This is a genomic window from Arthrobacter sp. TJ-265 (assembly GCF_058269135.1).
This window is the reverse complement of record NZ_JBZCND010000003.1, coordinates 444189-461221: the sequence shown is the minus strand read 5'-3', so window position 1 is coordinate 461221 and position 17033 is coordinate 444189. Positions and strand designations below refer to the sequence as shown.

Below are 17033 nucleotides of genomic sequence, written 5' to 3'. Positions count from 1 at the left end.
ATTCGAAACCAGCCAAAAAAACCAGCCACCACACACGGGGTGCGCAGCAACCAGCAAATTCAACCAATCAAAAAACAATCGGTATCAACAAACTTGGCACACTATTGAGTTCTCAAACAACAGGAACAACCGGCACCAAACACGACCAAACCATCATGTCATCGCTCCGGAGCAACTTTTCAAGCCTACCCGCACCCACCCCGCAACCACAAATCCGCCGATTCCCGTCGTCCCCGCTCCCCGTTCCCGTCCACGTGGACAGGAGGTGAGCCTTGGTTCCGAGGTTGTCGGCCGACCAGATTACTTCGTCGGCGCGGATATAAACGATAGCACCGGCGGGGACCGGATGCAAAACAGCAGCGGACCCCGGGCCGGGGTCCGCTGCTGCCGTGGCGCGGGTGTCAGGAGGTGGCGGGCTTCAGGTACAGCACGCCGAGTGGCGGAACGCGGACGTCCCCATAGGCGGGCTGGCCGTTGTGCGCTCCCTCGCGGGCCGTCACGACCCCGGCGTTACCCACACCCGATCCGCCGAACTCCTCCGAGTCGGTGTTGAGCACCTCGGTCCACTCCCCTGCCCAGGGGAGTCCCACCCGGAACCCTTCGTGCGGGCCGCCGGCGAAGTTCGCGATGCAGACGAGCGGGTTGCCCTGGTGATCCCAGCGGATGAAGGACAGCGTGTTGTGCTCGCCGTCGTTCTCGTCGATCCACTGGAAGCCGGCGGGCTCGTTGTCGCGTGCATACAGTGCCGGTGTCTCCCGGTACACCGCGTTGAGGGACCGGACGAGCTGCTGGACTCCCTGGTGGGACGGGGTCTCCGTCAGCCACCAGTCGAGGCTGTGGTGCTCGGCCCATTCCGACTCCTGGGCGAACTCGGTCCCCATGAAGATCAGCTGCTTGCCCGGATGCGCCCACTGGAATGCGAGGTACGCGCGGACGTTCGCGAGCTGCTGCCAGCGGTCGCCCGGCATCTTGCGCAGCAGGGAACCCTTGCCGTGCACGACCTCGTCGTGGCTGATGGGCAGCATGAAGTTCTCCGTGTACGCGTACACCATGGAGAAGGTCGCCTTGCCGTGGTGGTACATCCGGTTGATCGGTTCCTCGGCGATGTACTCGAGGGTGTCGTGCATCCAGCCCATGTTCCACTTGATACCGAACCCGAGGCCGCCTGCGCTGGTCGCCCGGGTGACGCCGTCGAACGCCGTCGACTCCTCGGCCACCATGACGATTCCCGGAGCCCTCTTGTAGGCGGTCGCATTGACCTCCTGCAGGAACGAGATGGCTTCCAGGTTCTCCTGGCCGCCGAACTTGTTCGGACGCCACTGGCCTTCCTCGCGGGAGTAGTTGAGGTACAGCATCGATGCCACGGCGTCGACCCGGAGGCCGTCGATGTGGAATTCCTCGAGCCAGTACAGGGCGTTCGCGACGAGGAAGTTGCGGACCTCACGACGACCGAAGTCGAAGATGAGCGTCCCCCAGTCACGGTGCTCCCCGAGGAACGGGTCGCCGTGCTCGTACAGGGTTCCGCCGTCGAAGTTGGCCAGCGCCCACTCGTCCTTGGGGAAGTGCGCGGGGACCCAGTCCATGATCACGCCGATACCGGCCTGGTGCAGCTTGTCGACGAGGTACTTGAAGTCGTCGGGCGAGCCGAAACGGGACGTGGGCGCGAAGTAGGAGGTGACCTGGTAGCCCCACGATCCGCCGAACGGGTGCTCGGCGACGGGCATGAGTTCCACGTGGGTGAAGCCCTGCCAGGAGACGTACTCCACGAGCTGCTCCGCCAGTTCCTGGTAGCTGAGCCCCTGGCGCCAGGACCCCAGGTGCACCTCGTACACGCTCATGGGCCCGTTGTGCGGATCGGTGGCCGCGCGCGCCTGCATCCATTCGTCGTCACCGAAGACGTAGGTCGACTCGACGACCTTCGAGCCGGTGAGCGGCGGGATCTCGGTGCCCCGGGCCATCGGGTCGGCCTTCTGGCGCCACTGCCCGTCGTTGCCGAGGATCTCGAACTTGTAGCACGTGCCGGCACCGGCCCCGGGGATGAAGATCTCCCAGATCCCCGTGCTGCCCAGCACGCGCATCGCGTTGACGCTGCCGTCCCAGCCGTTGAAATCGCCCATGACACGGACTGCGCGGGCGTTCGGAGCCCAGACCGCGAACGAGACGCCCTGGATGTCTCCGAGGACGGACGAGTACCGCCGGACATGCGCGCCGAGCGCGGTCCACAGGGTCTCGTGCCGGCCCTCACCGATGAGGTGCATGTCGATCTCGCCGAGGGTCGGCAGGAACCGGTAGGGGTCGTCGACGGTGACGGGGTCGCCGTCGTAGGTCACCTCGAGCCGGTAGTCGGGGACGTGCCCGGGGTTCTCGGCCGGCAGCGCGCCGACCCAGATCCCGTTGTGCTCGTGGGTCAGTTCCGTGCGGCCAGTTCCGGTGACGACGACGACGGACCGGGCGAGGCGTCGCAGCGTCCGGACGGTGACGACGTCGTCGCTGCTCAGGTGCGCACCGAGCACGGCGTGGGGCTGGTGGTAGGAGCCCTCGGAGACCTGCTGCAGCACGGACGGCTCGACCGCGGCGGGCGTGAGGTCGGCTGCCGGGGCCGGGGATGGACCCTTCGCCTCCGGGGCCACGTCCTTCGCCTTGTCGGCGATGTCCGCGGTGGCGCTCTTCGCCTTGTCGGCTACCGCCTTCGCGGTCTCGGTGACGGCCTTTGCTGCCTTGCCCGCGAGGGTTTCCTTGCCTGCACCCTTGGCGGGACCGGCTTTCTTGGGGGGATTCATGTCAGCTGCTTTCGTGGCGTCCGCACCGGGATGTGCACCCAGCGCGCGTCGGACATCCCGGACGGGCATCTCGACCCAGTCCGGTCTGTTGCGGATCTCGTAGACGACTTCGTACAGGGCCTTGTCGAGCCAGAGGGCGCGGAAGAGCGGACCGTCGGTGTCGACGGGCGTCCCGGCTTCCTCCGCGTACCCGGCGAGGAACGCCTCGCGGGCGGCGACGGACCACCGCTCCGTCTCGGCCGCCGCGGGCGAGCCGACCGGCGCGGCTCCCCGGGACGCGGCAGCGTATTCGAGCGAGCGGACCATGCCGACGACGTCACGCAGCGGCACGTCCGGGACGCTCCGCTCGGCCGTGGGCCGGAGGGGCTCGCCCTCGAAGTCGATGACGAGCCAGGTGCCGTCCGGCGCCTGCAGGACCTGACCGAGGTGCAGGTCCGCGTGGATCCGCTGCAGGGGCGGGATGTCCTCGAGCGTCTCCACGGCGCGGATGATGCGCTCCACCTCTGCGCCGAGCGGTCCGACGGCGTCGCCGGCCTCCTCCCAGGCCCAGCGGATGCGCGCCGCGAGGGCCTCCCTGAAGTCCTTCTTCTCGGCGTCGGTCGCCATGCGGTGCCCGAGGGCGACGTCGAGCTGCCGGTGGATCCTCGCGACGGCCTGACCGAGCCCGCGGGCCTCCGCGGTGAAGTCTGCGGCGGTGGATGCGGCGAGGGACGCCGTGCGCCAGGCGTCGGTGCTGCCCTCCACGAAGTCGCGCAGCACGCTCACGTGCCCCGTGACGTGGGAGCCGGGTTCGGCGCCGGCGTGCTGCCAGGTGCCCGTCACCCAGCTGAAGGTGTCCGGCGTGTCGGTGGAGCCGCCCGCGGTGAGCTGGGCGCTGAGCTCCACGTCGGGGCTCTCGCCCGCAGCGAGTACCCGGAAGAACTTCACGATCATGGAGCCGGGCCCGGAGCCGTAGATCACCGAGGTGTTCGACTGCTCGCCCTGCAGGATCTTGACGGGCTGGACGGTGCCGGGCTCCTGGTGGGCCGGCGCCTTGATGGCGACGCCGTTCAGGCGGCCGTCCGAGGTGCTGCCGGCGCTGAGCATGAAGTCCACCCAGAGGCGCACGAAGTCGGCGTCGTGTGTCGCGTCATAGGCCCACCGCGGACCCAGGTCGGGGTGTTCCACCTGTCCGATCAGGCCGGACGCGCCGTCGTCGAGCGGTTCGCTCCGGTAGCTGATCGGCACGCTGACGACGTCGGTGCGCCGTCCGGAATCGACGGCGAGGAAATGGAGCTCGAAGCGGGCTGTGCCCGTCGGGTCCTCGAGCACCGTGCCGCCGACGACCGTCAGGTCCACCGACTGGCCCCGTGCCGGGAACCATCGCTGGGTGGGAAGCCACGCCGTGAGGATCTCCGGGATGAACGGTGTGTGCGCCGCCATTATCGGGTCGCCTCCGGGACGGGGATGACCGGGAGTGCCTGGGTGTGCGGGGAGGACGTGTTGGAACTGGCGGAGCGGACGCGGAGCCAGAAGAAGTCGTGGCTGCCGAGCGTCAGGGTGACCTCTCCGTCCTCCGCGAACGCCGGGAACACCGAACCACCGAAGAGGTCCCGCAGTCCGCGGCCCGCGAACTCGGGAAGCCGCATCCTCGCCGCGACCGGGTGCTGCGAGAGGTTGAAGACGCACAGGACCGATTCCGCCTGCTCGCCCTCGGTGTTGCCCTCGTCGATCTCCCGGAGGAAGGCGAGCACATGCTCGGACTCGACGGCTACATGGCGGTAGGAGCCCAGCCCGAACGCGGGGTGGGTCTTGCGCACCGCCAGCATCTGGCGCACCCAGTGGAGCAGTGAGCTCGAGCTGGCCATCTGCGCTTCGACGTTCACGTGGTTGTAGTGGTAGACGAGCGACTGGACGACCGGCAGGTACAGCTTGCCGGGATCCACCGGGGAGAAGCCCGCGTTGCGGTCCGGGTTCCACTGCATCGGTGTGCGTGACGCGTCGCGGTCCTCCAGCCAGATGTTGTCGCCCATGCCGATCTCGTCCCCGTAGTAGAGGAACGGGCTGCCGGGCAGGGACAGCAGGAGGGCGTGGATGAGCTCCACCTCGGCCCGTGAATTGTCCAGGAGCGGGGACAGGCGACGGCGGATACCGACGTTCGCCCGCATGCGGGGGTCCGGCGCGTACCAGCCCAGCATGGCCTCGCGTTCCTCGCTGGTGACCATCTCGAGCGTGAGCTCGTCATGGTTGCGGAGGAAGGTGCCCCACTGCGCCCCGGCCGGGATGTCGGGCGTCTCCTTCATCGTCTCGATGATGGGCGCCGCCTTCTGGTCGCGCAGCGCGTAGAAGAGCCTCGGCATGATCGGGAAGTGGAACGCCATGTGGCACTCGGGACCGTCCGCGTCCCCGAAGTACTCGACGACCTCGTCCGGCATCTGGTTGGCCTCGGCGATGATGACGCGGCCCGGGTAGGTCTCGTCGACCATCGCTCGCAGACGCTTGAGGAACTCGTGCGTCTTCGGCAGGTTCTCGCAGTTGGTGCCCTCCTCCTCGAACAGGTAGGGGATGGCGTCCGCGCGGAAACCGTCGATGCCCTGGTCGAGCCAGAACCTCACGACGTCGAAGATGGCTTCCTGCACCTTGGGGTTCTCGAAGTTGAGGTCCGGCTGGTGGCTGAAGAAACGGTGCCAGAAGAACTGCCGACGCACCGGGTCGAACGTCCAGTTGGACTCCTCGGTGTCGACGAAGATGATGCGCGCGTCCTCGTACTTCTCGTCGGTGTCACTCCAGACGTAGAAGTCCCCGTAGGGTCCCTCGGGGTCGCGGCGCGATTCCTGGAACCAGTGATGCTGGTCCGAGGTGTGGTTCACGGGCAGGTCGATGATGACCCGGACGCCGCGGGCGTGTGCCTCGGCGACGAGCCGCTTGAAGTCGCTGAGGGAACCGAATTCGTCGAGGACGTCGTAGTAGTCCGAGATGTCGTACCCGCCGTCCCGCAGCGGGGACTTGAAGAAGGGGGGCAGCCAGAGGCAGTCGACACCGAGCCACTGGAGGTAGTCCAGTTTCTCGATCAGGCCGGACAGGTCGCCGGAGCCATCCCCGTTCGCATCGGCGAAGCCGCGCACCAGAGCCTCGTAGAAGACCGCCTTGCGGTACCAGAGGGGGTCATGGGCCAGTCCAGGTGCATTGAGCTGGAAGGGGTTGGGCACTAGTGCTGCCTCCTGATCGAGAGAATGTGGGCCGGTTCCACGTGGGCGTCCAGCCGGACGTAGTTGTGCTCGCCCCAGGCGAACGTCTGTCCCGTGATGAGATCGTCCACGAGGAACGTACCGCTCTCGTCGAGATCCGCAGCATCGAGGCCCAGCTTCGCCAGGTCGAGCGACACCGTGCTCTCCCGGGTGCTGTGGGGATCGACGTTGACGACGACGATGATGGTGTCCTTGCCCTCCGCCGTCTGCTTGTGCTTGACGAAGACCAGCGTGGCCGGGTCGGTGCTGCTGTGGATCGACAGGTTCTCGAGATCACCGAGCGCGGGGTGCGCGCGCCGGATGGCGTTGAGCCGCGTGATGAACGGGGCCAGCGAGCGGCCTTCGGCCTCCGCGGCGGCGTAGTCCCGCGGACGGTACTGGAACTTCTCGTTGTCGATGTACTCCTCGGCACCCGGCCGGGTCACGTGCTCGAACAGCTCGTAGCCGGAGTAGACACCCCAGAGGGGGCTCGCCATGGAGGCGAGCACGGCCCGGATCTTGAAGGCGGCCGGTCCCCCGTACTGGAGGTACTCGGTGAGGATGTCCGGGGTGTTGACGAAGAAGTTGGGCCGGAAGTACGCCGGGGAGACCTGGCTGATCTCGGTGAAGTACTCCTCGAGCTCCGTCTTGGTGTTGCGCCACGTGAAGTAGGAGTAGGACTGCTGGAACCCGGCGCGGCCCAGGGCGTGCATCATGGGCGGGCGCGTGAAGGCCTCGGCGAGGAAGATGACGTCGGGGTGCTTCTTGTTCACCTTGGCGATGAGCCACTCCCAGAACTGCACGGGCTTGGTGTGCGGGTTGTCCACCCGGAAGATCTTCACGCCGTGCTGGACCCACATGAGGACGATCCGCAGGATCTCCTTCGACAGGCCCTGGGGGTCGTTGTCGAAGTTGATGGGGTAGATGTCCTGGTACTTCTTCGGCGGGTTCTCCGCGTACGCGATGGTGCCGTCGATGCGGGTGGTGAACCACTCGGGATGAGTCTTGACCCATGGGTGGTCGGGTGCGGCCTGCAGCGCGAGGTCCAGGGCCACCTCGAGACCGAGCTCGCCGGCGCGTGCGACGAAGGCATCGAAGTCCTCGAAGGTGCCGAGGTCGGGGTGGATGGCGTCGTGGCCACCGTCCGCGGATCCGATCGCCCAGGGCGAGCCCGGGTCGCCGGGGCCGGCCGTGAGGGTGTTGTTAGGGCCCTTGCGGTGCGTGTGTCCGATCGGGTGGATCGGCGGCAGGTAGACGACGTCGAAGTTCATGGCGGCCACGGCGTCGAGGCGCTTGGCGGCCTCACGGAACGTGCCGGAGGTCCACTGCGCCGTCTCCGGATCGTAGGTGGCGCCTTCCGACCGCGGGAAGAACTCGTACCAGGCGGCGCGGCCGGCAAGCTCCCGCTCGACGTCGATCGGGTACGCCCGCGAAGCGGTGACCAGCGAGCGGAGGGGCCGGCGGGCGATCGCTTCGTGGATCTGGGGCGTCAGGCCGGCGGCGAGACGCTCGTCGACGGCCAGGGAGGTGTCGGAGAGGGTCGCGGCGGTGCGGCGGAAGAGAGCCGCATCGCGTGCGCTGCGCTCCCCTGCCGCGCGGGTGAAGAGCGCTGCGCCCTCCATCAGCATCAGCTCGACGTCGACGCCGGCCGCGATCTTGATGGTCGCGTCGTGCTCCCATGTCCCGAAGAGGTCGGACCAGCCTTCGATGGTGAAGGTGTGAAGGCCCTTCGTGCGCGGGGTCAGGATGCCCGCCCAGCGGTCCAGCCCCGAGCCGACCGGTGTCATCCGGATGCGCTGCACCTCCTTGCCCCTGGGGTCGTACAGGACTGCCGACACACCCAGCTGGTCGTGTCCTTCCCTGAAGACGGTCGCGCCCACGGCGATGTCCGAGCCGGGAAGCGCCTTGGCAGGGAAGCGTCCGTCCTCGACGACGGGACTGACCGCGGTGATGGGGATGCGGCCGAACCGCAGTCCTTCGGGATAAGGGGCATTTCGGTTCTGGTCGGTTGTGGTGGTCACCCGTACGACGTTAGCGAGTAATGGCCTGAATTGCTAAGGGAGCTTTGCGTAACATCGGCGCCGATAACACATCGAGCAAGCGTTTACGCAACGCTTCCGCGCTACTGCTCGGCAAGTGCGCTAGCGTAATCGGGGTGAAGGCAATCCGCAGATTTACCGTCCGAACCGTCCTCCCCGAGAAGATCGCACCGCTCGGCAAACTCGCGGGCAATCTGCGCTGGTCGTGGCACCTGCCGACCTCGCGCTTGTTCGAGGAGATAGACCGCGCGGCCTGGGAGCAGAGCGGCCACGATCCGGTGTCCTTCCTGGGCTCCGTGACACGCGAGAAGCTCGAGCAGCTCGCCGACGACGAGACGCTGGTCCAGCGCATCCAGGAGGTGGGTGCCGATCTCGACGACTACCTGACGAAACCGCGCTGGTACCAGGGGCTCGGCGACGACGCTCCGCGCAGCATCGCGTACTTCTCCCCCGAGTACGGCATCGCCGCGGTCCTCCCCCAGTACTCCGGCGGCCTCGGGATCCTGGCAGGCGACCACCTGAAGTCGGCCTCCGACCTCGGCATCCCCCTGATCGGCGTCGGCCTGCTCTACCAGTCCGGCTACTTCAAGCAGTCCCTCTCGCAGGATGCCTGGCAGCAGGAGACCTACCCCGTCCTCGACCCGGACGGCCTCCCCCTGACCCTGCTCCGCGAGCAGGACGGCTCGGCCGCGAAGGTGGTGCTGCCGCTGCCCAACGGCCGCCAGCTCTCCGCGCACATCTGGCGTGCCGACGTCGGCCGCGTCCCGCTCCTGCTCCTCGACTCCAACGTCCCGGGCAACGACGAGGCGGCGCGCAACGTCACCGATCGCCTCTACGGCGGTGGCGGCGACCAGCGGCTGCAGCAGGAACTGCTCCTCGGCATGGGCGGTGTGAAGGCGCTGCGCATCTTCGAGCGGCTCACCGGCACACCCGCGCCCGAGGTGTTCCACACCAACGAGGGCCACGCCGGCTTCCTCGGCATCGAGCGCATCCGCGAACTCATGGATCCGTCCAACGAGACGCCCATGAGCTGGGAGGAAGCGCTCACGGCCGGCCGGGCCTCGACCGTCTTCACCACCCACACCCCGGTGCCGGCCGGTATCGACAGGTTCGACCGCGCGCAGATCGAGCACTTCTTCCACGCTGGCCTCGCGCCCGCCGTCCCGACGGACCGCGTCCTGGCCCTCGGAGCGGAGAACTACGAGGACGGCGACCGCTCGAAGTTCAACATGGCCGTCATGGGCCTCCGCCTGGCCCAGCGCGCCAATGGTGTGGCGAAGCTGCACGGTGAGGTGTCCCGGGGGATGTTCTCGGGGCTCTGGCCGGGGTTCGACACCCAGGAGGTGCCGATCACGTCGGTGACCAACGGCGTGCATGTGCCGAGCTGGGTGGATCCCGAGATCGCGGACTTCGCCCGTGCCAACTTCGGCGCCGAGTCCGTCCTCGACCCGCAGTGGAACAAGGTGTACGACGTCCCGGACACCGACATCTGGGCGCTGCGCCGCAGCCTCCGCTCCAACCTCGTCGACGACGTGCGCCAGCGCCTGCGCTCCTCGTGGAAGAAGCGTGGCGCGGCCGACGCCGCCTTGAAGTGGACCGATTCGGTGCTGGACCCGGACGTCCTCACGATCGGGTTCGCGCGCCGTGTGCCGACCTACAAGCGCCTCACGCTCATGCTGCGTGACCCGGCCCGCCTGAAGGCCCTGCTCCTGCACCCGGAGCACCCCATCCAGCTCGTGATCGCCGGCAAGTCCCACCCCGCGGACGAACAGGGCAAGCGGATGATCCAGGACCTGGTCCGTTTCACCGACGACCCCGAGGTCCGCCACCGGATCGTGTTCCTGCCCAACTACGACATCGCGATGGCACGCACCCTGTTCCCCGGTTGCGACGTCTGGCTGAACAACCCGCTCCGACCCCTGGAGGCCTGCGGCACCTCGGGCATGAAGGCCGCCATCAACGGCGGCCTCAACCTGTCCGTGCTGGACGGCTGGTGGGACGAGATGTACGACGGCGACAACGGCTGGGCGATCCCGACGGCCAACAACGGGGCCTCCGCCGATGCCCGCGACGACATCGAGGCGAGCGCACTCTACGACCTCCTGGAGACACAGGTCGCTCCGCGCTTCTACTCGCAGGTCCCTGCCGAGGGAGCCGGGGCCGCCGGCCCGTCGGAGCCCTCGCGCGACGGCGTGCCGCACCAGTGGATCGCGATGATCAAGCACACCATGGCGACCCTCGGCCCCGCGGTGTCGGCCGAGCGCATGCTGCAGGACTACGTGGAGAAGCTCTACCGCCCGGCCTGGCGTGCCGGCCACGCCGCAGCGGCCGACAACTACTCGCTCGCGAAGCGGACCGCCGCGTGGCGTTCCCGTGTCCAGGGCAGTTGGCCGGCCGTCCAGGTGGAACACGTCGATTCCACCGGCGTCACGGAGTACCCGCAGATCGGTGACTCGCTGACGGTCGACGCCTACGTGTCCCTGGGCGGGCTCGACCCGGACGACGTCGCCGTCGAGGTGGCCTACGGCCGTGCCCTCGAGACCGACGAGCTGAGCGACGTCACGGTCAAGGACCTCGAGGTCGCCGAGAACCTCGGCAGCGGGCGCTACCTGTTCAGGGGCGGCATCCGGATCGACCACTCCGGCTCCTTCGGATACACCGTCCGCGTGCTGCCGAAGCACGCGACCCTCGCCACGAAGGCGGAACTGGGACTCGTCGTCAACGCCTGACCGTCGACCGCCTGCCGGCGGTGCAGGACGAAGCCCGGGACCGGATGGTCCCGGGCTTCGTCGTGAACGGACCTCGCTCGGGCCGGCCGCCGGTCCGCGCCCACCCTTTCCGGTCCGCGCCGGACGGGCACTGCTCAGGGATGGGGGCGCGTCAGCAGCGGTAGATGCGCACCGAGTCGGCGGCGACGGTGTCGGCGTCGCCGGACCGCAACCGCACGCGGGCGGGCATCGGTTCGCGGGAGGCGGAGTCGAAGATCGGACTGAACCAGCGCGGCTGTTCCTGTTCTATGCCCTGTCCCTGCAGGATCCAGGCCGAGGGCAGGTGGATGCGTGTGTCCTCGAGCGAGCCGTTGATCACGACGAGCCCGTCCACCGTCCCGCCGGCCGATCCGAGGATCAGCTGCACGGTCCTGGTCCTCGGGTCCTCCCACTCGTGCGCGGTCATCGGGAGCCCGGCGGCGTTGAACCACAGCAGGGTCGACTGGTCGCCCCGGGACGGGAAGGACGGCGGCTGCTGGGCCAGGAAGGCCCGTCGGACGGCCAGCAGCGTGCGGGTCGAATCGAGCAGGCGCCGTGATGCGGCGTCGTCGGGCCAGTGCATCCAGGCGAGCTCGTTGTCCTGGCAGTAGGCGTTGTTGTTCCCGGCCTGGGTGCGTCCGAACTCGTCGCCGGCCGTGAGCATCGGGACCCCCAGCGAGATGAGCAGCGAGGCCATGATGTTGCGCGCCGTCCGCTCGCGGGCCGCGAGGATCGCCTCGTCCTCCGTGCGGCCCTCGGCACCATGGTTGTAGCTGCGGTTGTCGTTGTGGCCGTCGCGGTTGCCCTCACCGTTGGCCTCGTTGTGCTTGCGCTCGTACGCCGTCAGGTCCGCGAGCGTGAATCCGTCGTGGGCGGTGACGAGGTTGACGGAGGCGAGGGCGCTGCGGCCGGAGTGTGCGAAGGTGTCCGCCGAACCGGCGAGACAGCCCGCCAGGCGGGCGGGCGAGGACCCCGTGCCGCCATGGGTCAGGGAGGCGATATCGCGCAGCCAGAAGTCACGCACGGTGTCGCGGAAGCCGTCGTTCCAGTCTGCCCAGCCGACGGGGAACCGCCCGGTCTGCCAGCCGTGAGGGCCGATGTCCCACGGCTCGGAGATGAGCTTCGTGCCGCGGAGCGCCTTGGAGGCGCCCGCCGCGACCAGGAAGGGGTGCCTCGGGGTGAAGGCGTTGTGCTCGTCGCGGGACAGCGTGACGGCGAGGTCGAACCGGAATCCGTCGATCCGGCATTCCTCCACCCAGTAACGCAGCGAGTCCAGCGCGAACTCGACGACGCGGGGCTGGGAGAAGTCCAGGCTGTTGCCGCAGCCGGTCGTGTCCACGTAGTGGCCGGCGTGGTCGTGCCGGTAGTAGTCGAGATCGCCGAGTCCGCGCCAGCAGAGGGCCGGCCGATGCTGCTCACCCTCCGCCGTGTGGTTGTACACGACGTCGAGGATCACCTCGAGTCCGGCCTCGTGGAGCGCGCGGACCATGCCCTTGAACTCGTCGAGCACCGCGGCGGGGCCCGCGGCCCGTGCGGCCGCCGTCGCGTAGTCGGTGTGCGCCGAGAAGAACCCGAGGGTGTTGTACCCCCAGTAGTTGCTGAGGCCCAGCGGCTCGAGGTGCGGCTCGTCGAGGTGGAAGTGGATGGGCAGGAGCTCGACGGCGGTCACCCCGAGGTCGCGGAGATACCCGACCATGGCCGGATGCCCCAGCCCCGCGTACGTGCCCCGCAGCTCCTCGGGGATGTCCGGGTGGAGCTTCGTGAGCCCTTTGACGTGGGCTTCGTAGATGACGGTGTCCCGCCACGGGGTCTGGGGCCGTTCGCTCGTTCCCCAGTCGAAGGCGTGCTCGAGGAACACGGAGTAGTAGGAGCGCGACGTCGGCTCGTCCACCCCGGGCGGTGTGTCGACGACCTCGATCGCACGGGAGTAGGGATCGAGGAGCAGCTGCGCCTCGCCGACCGCACCCGGCAGCTCCTTGCCCGTGGGCCAGAAGGCGTAGAGCGAGCCCGGGGACACCGGGCCCACGACGCCGTGGTGGACGCCGCCGTCGAGCCCGACCAGCGTCTCCGACGTCCAGGACCCGTCAGCGCGGCGCCAGTGCACGTCGATGGACGGGATGGCCGGCGCCCATACCGCGGCGTTGGCATGCGCGTCCCGACCCCAGGCTCCGGCGATGGCCTGGAGTCCGAGCGGGAACTCGCGCGACGGATGGGGCGACGGCGCGGGATTCACCATCGACGGTCAGGCGGAGCGCTGGCGGGAGACCTCGTACAGCGTGATCCCCACCGCCATCGAGGCATTGAGCGATTCCATGGCGGAGTCGATCGGGATGGACACGATCTGGTCGCAGTTCTCACGTACCAGGCGGGAGAGGCCCTTGCCCTCCGAACCGACGACGATGCAGATGGGGTCACGGCCGAGGGACAGCTCCGGGAGGGAGACATCGCCGTCGCCGTCGAGCCCGAGGACGAAGATGCCCTTGGACTTGAGGGACTTCAACGCCGAGTTCAGGTTGCCGACGCGCGCCACGGGGACGCGTACGGCGGCGCCGGCGCTGGTCTTCCAGGCGGACGCCGTCACGCCGACCGCGCGTCGCTCGGGAACGATCACGCCGTGGCTGCTGAAGGCCGACGCCGAACGGATGATGGCGCCGAGGTTGCGGGGGTCCGTGATGCCGTCCAGGGCGACGAAGAGCGGCGCGTTGCCGATGTGCCCGCGCCGGAAACGCTCGATGGTCTCGTCGACGAGGTCGAGCGCGTCCGCATACTCGTAGGGCGGGATCTGCAGCATGAGGCCCTGGTGCACGGCGCCGTCGGTCATGCGGTCCAGCTCGGGCTTGCCGGTCTCCATGACGGGGATGCCGCGCTCGGCCGCCATCTTCAGGGACTCGCGGACGCGGTCGTCCATCTCGACACGGATGGCGACGTGCAGGGCCTTGGCCGGGATGCCCGCGCGAAGCGCCTCGACGACGGAGTTGCGGCCGGTGACGACCTCTTCGGCGGCCTTGCCCTTCGTGCGGCCGGTGCCGGCACTCTTGCCGCCGGCCCGCTTCGCCGCCGAACGTTCGGCCAGCTCCTTGTTCTTGAACGACTTGTGGTACGGGCGGTCCTCCGCCTTGGGAGTGGGGCCCTTGCCCTCGAGCGACTTGCGTCCGTGGCCGCCGGTGCCGATGGTGGGGCCCTTTTTCGTTTTGCGAACCGCGCCTGGACGTCCGTGACTGGCCATGGAAGAACACCTTTATATAGAAGAAGAATCGACTCCAGTTTACGCGGAGCGCGTCGACTGCCTCAGCACGCCTCGTCCCGGCGCCATCCGGGCGTCGACCGGCGCTGTCGGGGAGCCCCCGGTCAGTCCCCCGACAGCGACCAGGTGGCGCCGTCGGCGGAGTCCTCGAGCGTGATCCCAGCAGCTGCCAGGGTGTCGCGGATGCCGTCCGCCCTCGCCCAGTCCCGGGCACTGCGGGCGGCGCTGCGTTCGTCGATGCGGTCGACGACGAGAGCGTCGAGAGCCGCGGCTGCCGCCGTGTCCCCCGCCGTGACGGGGGCTCCGGCGTCGTCGAGCCCGAGCACACGGGTCATGGCGACGACGGCGGCGAGGGCGGCGCGCACGGCGTCGTCGTCACCCTCGGCGAGGCTGGTGTTGCCGGAGCGCACCGTGGTGTGGAGCACGGCGAGGGCCTGGGGGACGTTGAGGTCGTCGTCCATCGCGTCCGCGAAGGCCGCGGGGAGGTCGGCCGAGGAGAGTGCGTCACGGTCCGGGGCGCCGACGCGCGCGGACGCCTTCGAGATGAAGCCGTCGATGCGGGCCACGGCGGCTGCCGCCTCCTGCAGCGAGGTCTCCCGGTAGTCGAGCACCGAGCGGTAGTGTGCCTGGCCGAGGTAGTAGCGCACCACGCGGGGACCGGCGGCATCGATCATCTCCTGCGGGCTCACGGTGTTGCCGATCGACTTCGACATCTTCTCGCCGCCGTAGGTGACCATCCCGTTGTGCATCCAGAAGCGGGCGAAGGCGTGCCCCGCGGCCTGGGACTGGGCCATCTCGTTCTCGTGGTGCGGGAAGCGCAGGTCGAGTCCGCCGCCATGGATGTCGAACTCCGTGCCGAGGTACTTGGTCACCATGCTCGAGCATTCGAGATGCCAGCCGGGCCGGCCTGCACCCCATGGGCTCGACCACGACGCCGTCGGCGGGTCGGATTCCTTGGACCCCTTCCAGAGCGCGAAGTCGCGCGGATCCTTCTTGCCCCGGGGATCGGCGTCGGGGGCGGCCTGCATGTCGTCGATGTCCTGCCGCGTCAGGCTGCCGTAGGCGGGCCAGGAGCGGACGTCGAAGTAGACGTCACCGGAGCCGTCCGGTGCCGGGTAGGCGTGGCCGCGGTCGATGAGGAGCTGGATGAGGGCGTGCATCTCCGGGACGTGGCCCGTGGCCCGCGGCTCGTAGGTGGGGGGCCGGACGCCGAGAGCCGCATACGCCCGGTGGAACTCCTGCTCGAAGCGGAACGCGAGCGCCCACCACGGTTCCTCCGGCACCAGGGACGGGTCCTCGTCCGTCGCCCCGGGGCGGAAGGAGTCCTGGGACCGGGCGAGGATCTTGTCGTCGATGTCCGTGACGTTCCGGACCACGGTGACGCGCAGTCCCCGCGCCTCGAGCCAGCGCGTGAGCTGGTCGAAGGCGATGGCGGAGCGCACGTGCCCCACGTGGGGCATGCCCTGCACGGTGGCACCGCAGTAGTAGAGACTCGCCCTGCCCGGTTCGACGGGTTCGAAGGGGCGCACCTCGGCGCGGGCGGTGTCATAGAATCGCAGGCTCACCGGTCCAGATTACCCGCCGACGGGCTTCACTCTTGCGGAGCGGGAGGAGCCGCCCGGGCAGCGGACCGGACGACGACGGCGGTGGCGATGGCCGCGACGCCCTCCCCCCTGCCGGTGAGGCCGAGGCCGTCGGTGGTGGTCGCCGAGATGCTCACGGGTGCCTGCGCGGCGTCGGACAGCACGGCCTCGGCCTCGGCCCGGCGCGGTCCGAACTTCGGGCGGTTGCCGATCAGTTGCACCGCGATGTTGCCGATATCGAACCCCGCCGCGCGCACGATCCCCGCGGCGGCCGAGAGGAGGGTATGGCCCGAGGCGCCGGCGTACTCGGGGCGGTCCGTACCGAAGTGCGTCCCGAGATCGCCGACTCCGGCCGCCGAGAACAGGGCATCGGCTGCCGCGTGGGCCACCACGTCGCCGTCGGAATGTCCCGACAGTCCGCGCTCCCCCTCCCACAGCAGGCCTGCCAGCCAGAGCGGGGCGGCCGGCGTGCCGCCCGCGGGCTCGGCTGCGAAGGCGTGGACGTCGACGCCGATCCCGGTGCGGGGAAGGTGGAGGTGCTCACTCAGGTACACGGCTGCTCCTGCTGGTGGGGATGGCGCCCGGGGCCGGGTCGCTCGGGCCCCGGTCGGACCGCTGGGCGCTGCCGGCAGCCCTCTGTGCGAGGACTGCTTCGGCGATGACGAGATCGAGCGGGGTCGTGACCTTGAACGCCAGGGGGTCCCCCTCGACCACCCGTACCGCGTGGCCGAGTGCCTCCATGAGCATGGCGTCGTCCGTGATGCCGGGGCGCGCTGCGGCGTCGCCGGCATGGGCCGCCCGGAGAGCACCGGCGTCGAAGCCCTGGGGGGTCTGCACGGCCCGCAGTGCCGCGCGATCGGGTGTTGCCGTGACGAGGTCGCCGTCGACGACCTTGACGGTGTCGACCACCGGCAGGACCGGGATGACCGCCGTCGCACCCTCCGCGACGGCGGTGGCGACCCGCCGGAAGACGGCAGGAGGTGTGAGCGCCCGCGCGGCGTCGTGGACCAGCACGACGCCGACCGTCGGCGGCAGGGCGTCGAGCCCGGCACGCACGGACGCCGTCCGCGTGGATCCCCCCACCACTGCCGAGACGACGACCGGGGGATGCGTCAGTACGGCGCCCCCTGTGCTCCCGGCCGGATCCGGACTGTCCGTCGCCGCGCCGGAGGCGGTGTCGGCCGTGCGGGACGCTGCGCTGCGGGCGGCTGCCTCCGCGACGACGGCAGCCAGGACGTCGTCGCCCTCGGGAAGCACCACGACGACGGCGGTCGCAACGCCTGCCAGGAGCACGGCGTCCACCGCGTGGTCCAGGAGGGTGCGTCCGCCACAGAGGACGCGGGCCTTCGGGATGCCGTGGCCGAGGCGTTGTCCGGAGCCGGCGGCGACGATGACGACGCCGACCTCGGCCGGGGTGCGGTGCTGGGGATTCAT

The 17033-nt window shown here is 69.3% G+C and carries 9 protein-coding genes; 1 reads left to right on the top strand and 8 read right to left on the bottom strand.

What is annotated here, in order from left to right; all coding sequences use genetic code 11:
- Positions 1-401 precede the first annotated feature (401 nt).
- Genes glgB through AC4D2E_RS13750 form a run of 3 tightly spaced genes read right to left on the bottom strand, consistent with a single transcriptional unit; the run spans position 402 to position 8007 of the window.
- Positions 402-4202 carry a 1,4-alpha-glucan branching protein GlgB gene (glgB, locus tag AC4D2E_RS13760; RefSeq protein ID WP_490952960.1) on the bottom strand — a complete coding sequence of 1267 codons (3801 nt, stop codon included), beginning with the start codon at positions 4200-4202 and terminating at the stop codon, positions 402-404.
- Complete coding sequence (gene treS / locus AC4D2E_RS13755) at positions 4202-5968, bottom strand: maltose alpha-D-glucosyltransferase (RefSeq protein ID WP_104166856.1); 1767 nt, start codon at positions 5966-5968, stop codon at positions 4202-4204. The genes glgB and treS overlap by 1 nt, the downstream gene beginning before the upstream one ends.
- Positions 5968-8007 (bottom strand): alpha-1,4-glucan--maltose-1-phosphate maltosyltransferase, encoded by a 2040-nt coding sequence (locus tag AC4D2E_RS13750; RefSeq protein ID WP_490952959.1) that lies wholly within the window; start codon positions 8005-8007, stop codon positions 5968-5970. Before AC4D2E_RS13750 ends, treS begins: the two co-directional genes overlap by 1 nt.
- 134 nt (positions 8008-8141) lie before the next feature.
- Here AC4D2E_RS13750 and glgP point away from each other — a divergent pair, with 134 nt between their 5' ends.
- Positions 8142-10754 carry an alpha-glucan family phosphorylase gene (glgP, locus tag AC4D2E_RS13745; protein ID WP_104166860.1) on the top strand — a complete coding sequence of 871 codons (2613 nt, stop codon included), beginning with the start codon at positions 8142-8144 and terminating at the stop codon, positions 10752-10754.
- 151 nt (positions 10755-10905) lie between these two features.
- On the opposite strand, the gene glgX is transcribed toward glgP, so the two are convergent.
- The 5 genes from glgX to AC4D2E_RS13720 form a co-directional block, all read right to left on the bottom strand.
- Positions 10906-13008, bottom strand: a complete 2103-nt coding sequence (glgX, locus tag AC4D2E_RS13740) for a glycogen debranching protein GlgX (RefSeq protein WP_490952958.1) — start codon at positions 13006-13008, stop codon at positions 10906-10908.
- A 6-nt stretch (positions 13009-13014) separates the two neighbouring features.
- Positions 13015-13998 (bottom strand): 23S rRNA (guanosine(2251)-2'-O)-methyltransferase RlmB, encoded by a 984-nt coding sequence (rlmB, locus tag AC4D2E_RS13735; protein WP_104166864.1) that lies wholly within the window; start codon positions 13996-13998, stop codon positions 13015-13017.
- Between the two features lie 122 nt (positions 13999-14120).
- Positions 14121-15581: a cysteine--tRNA ligase gene (gene cysS, locus AC4D2E_RS13730; RefSeq protein WP_490952957.1), complete on the bottom strand. Its 1461-nt coding sequence runs from the start codon at positions 15579-15581 to the stop codon at positions 14121-14123.
- A 26-nt stretch (positions 15582-15607) separates the two neighbouring features.
- Positions 15608-16153, bottom strand: a complete 546-nt coding sequence (gene ispF / locus AC4D2E_RS13725; protein ID WP_104166868.1) for a 2-C-methyl-D-erythritol 2,4-cyclodiphosphate synthase — start codon at positions 16151-16153, stop codon at positions 15608-15610.
- Positions 16140-17033 (bottom strand): IspD/TarI family cytidylyltransferase, encoded by an 894-nt coding sequence (locus tag AC4D2E_RS13720; protein ID WP_490952970.1) that lies wholly within the window; start codon positions 17031-17033, stop codon positions 16140-16142. Before AC4D2E_RS13720 ends, ispF begins: the two co-directional genes overlap by 14 nt.

What these genes read in the sequence shown, in the direction of transcription:
- rlmB (WP_104166864.1), bottom strand. Translation starts at nt 13,998, where the DNA reads ATGGCCAGTCACGGACGTCCAGGCGCGGTTCGCAAAACGAAAAAGGGC.
- AC4D2E_RS13720 (WP_490952970.1), bottom strand. Translation starts at nt 17,033, where the DNA reads ATGAATCCCCAGCACCGCACCCCGGCCGAGGTCGGCGTCGTCATCGTC.
- glgB (WP_490952960.1), bottom strand. Translation starts at nt 4,202, where the DNA reads ATGGCGGCGCACACACCGTTCATCCCGGAGATCCTCACGGCGTGGCTT.
- glgX (WP_490952958.1), bottom strand. Translation starts at nt 13,008, where the DNA reads ATGGTGAATCCCGCGCCGTCGCCCCATCCGTCGCGCGAGTTCCCGCTC.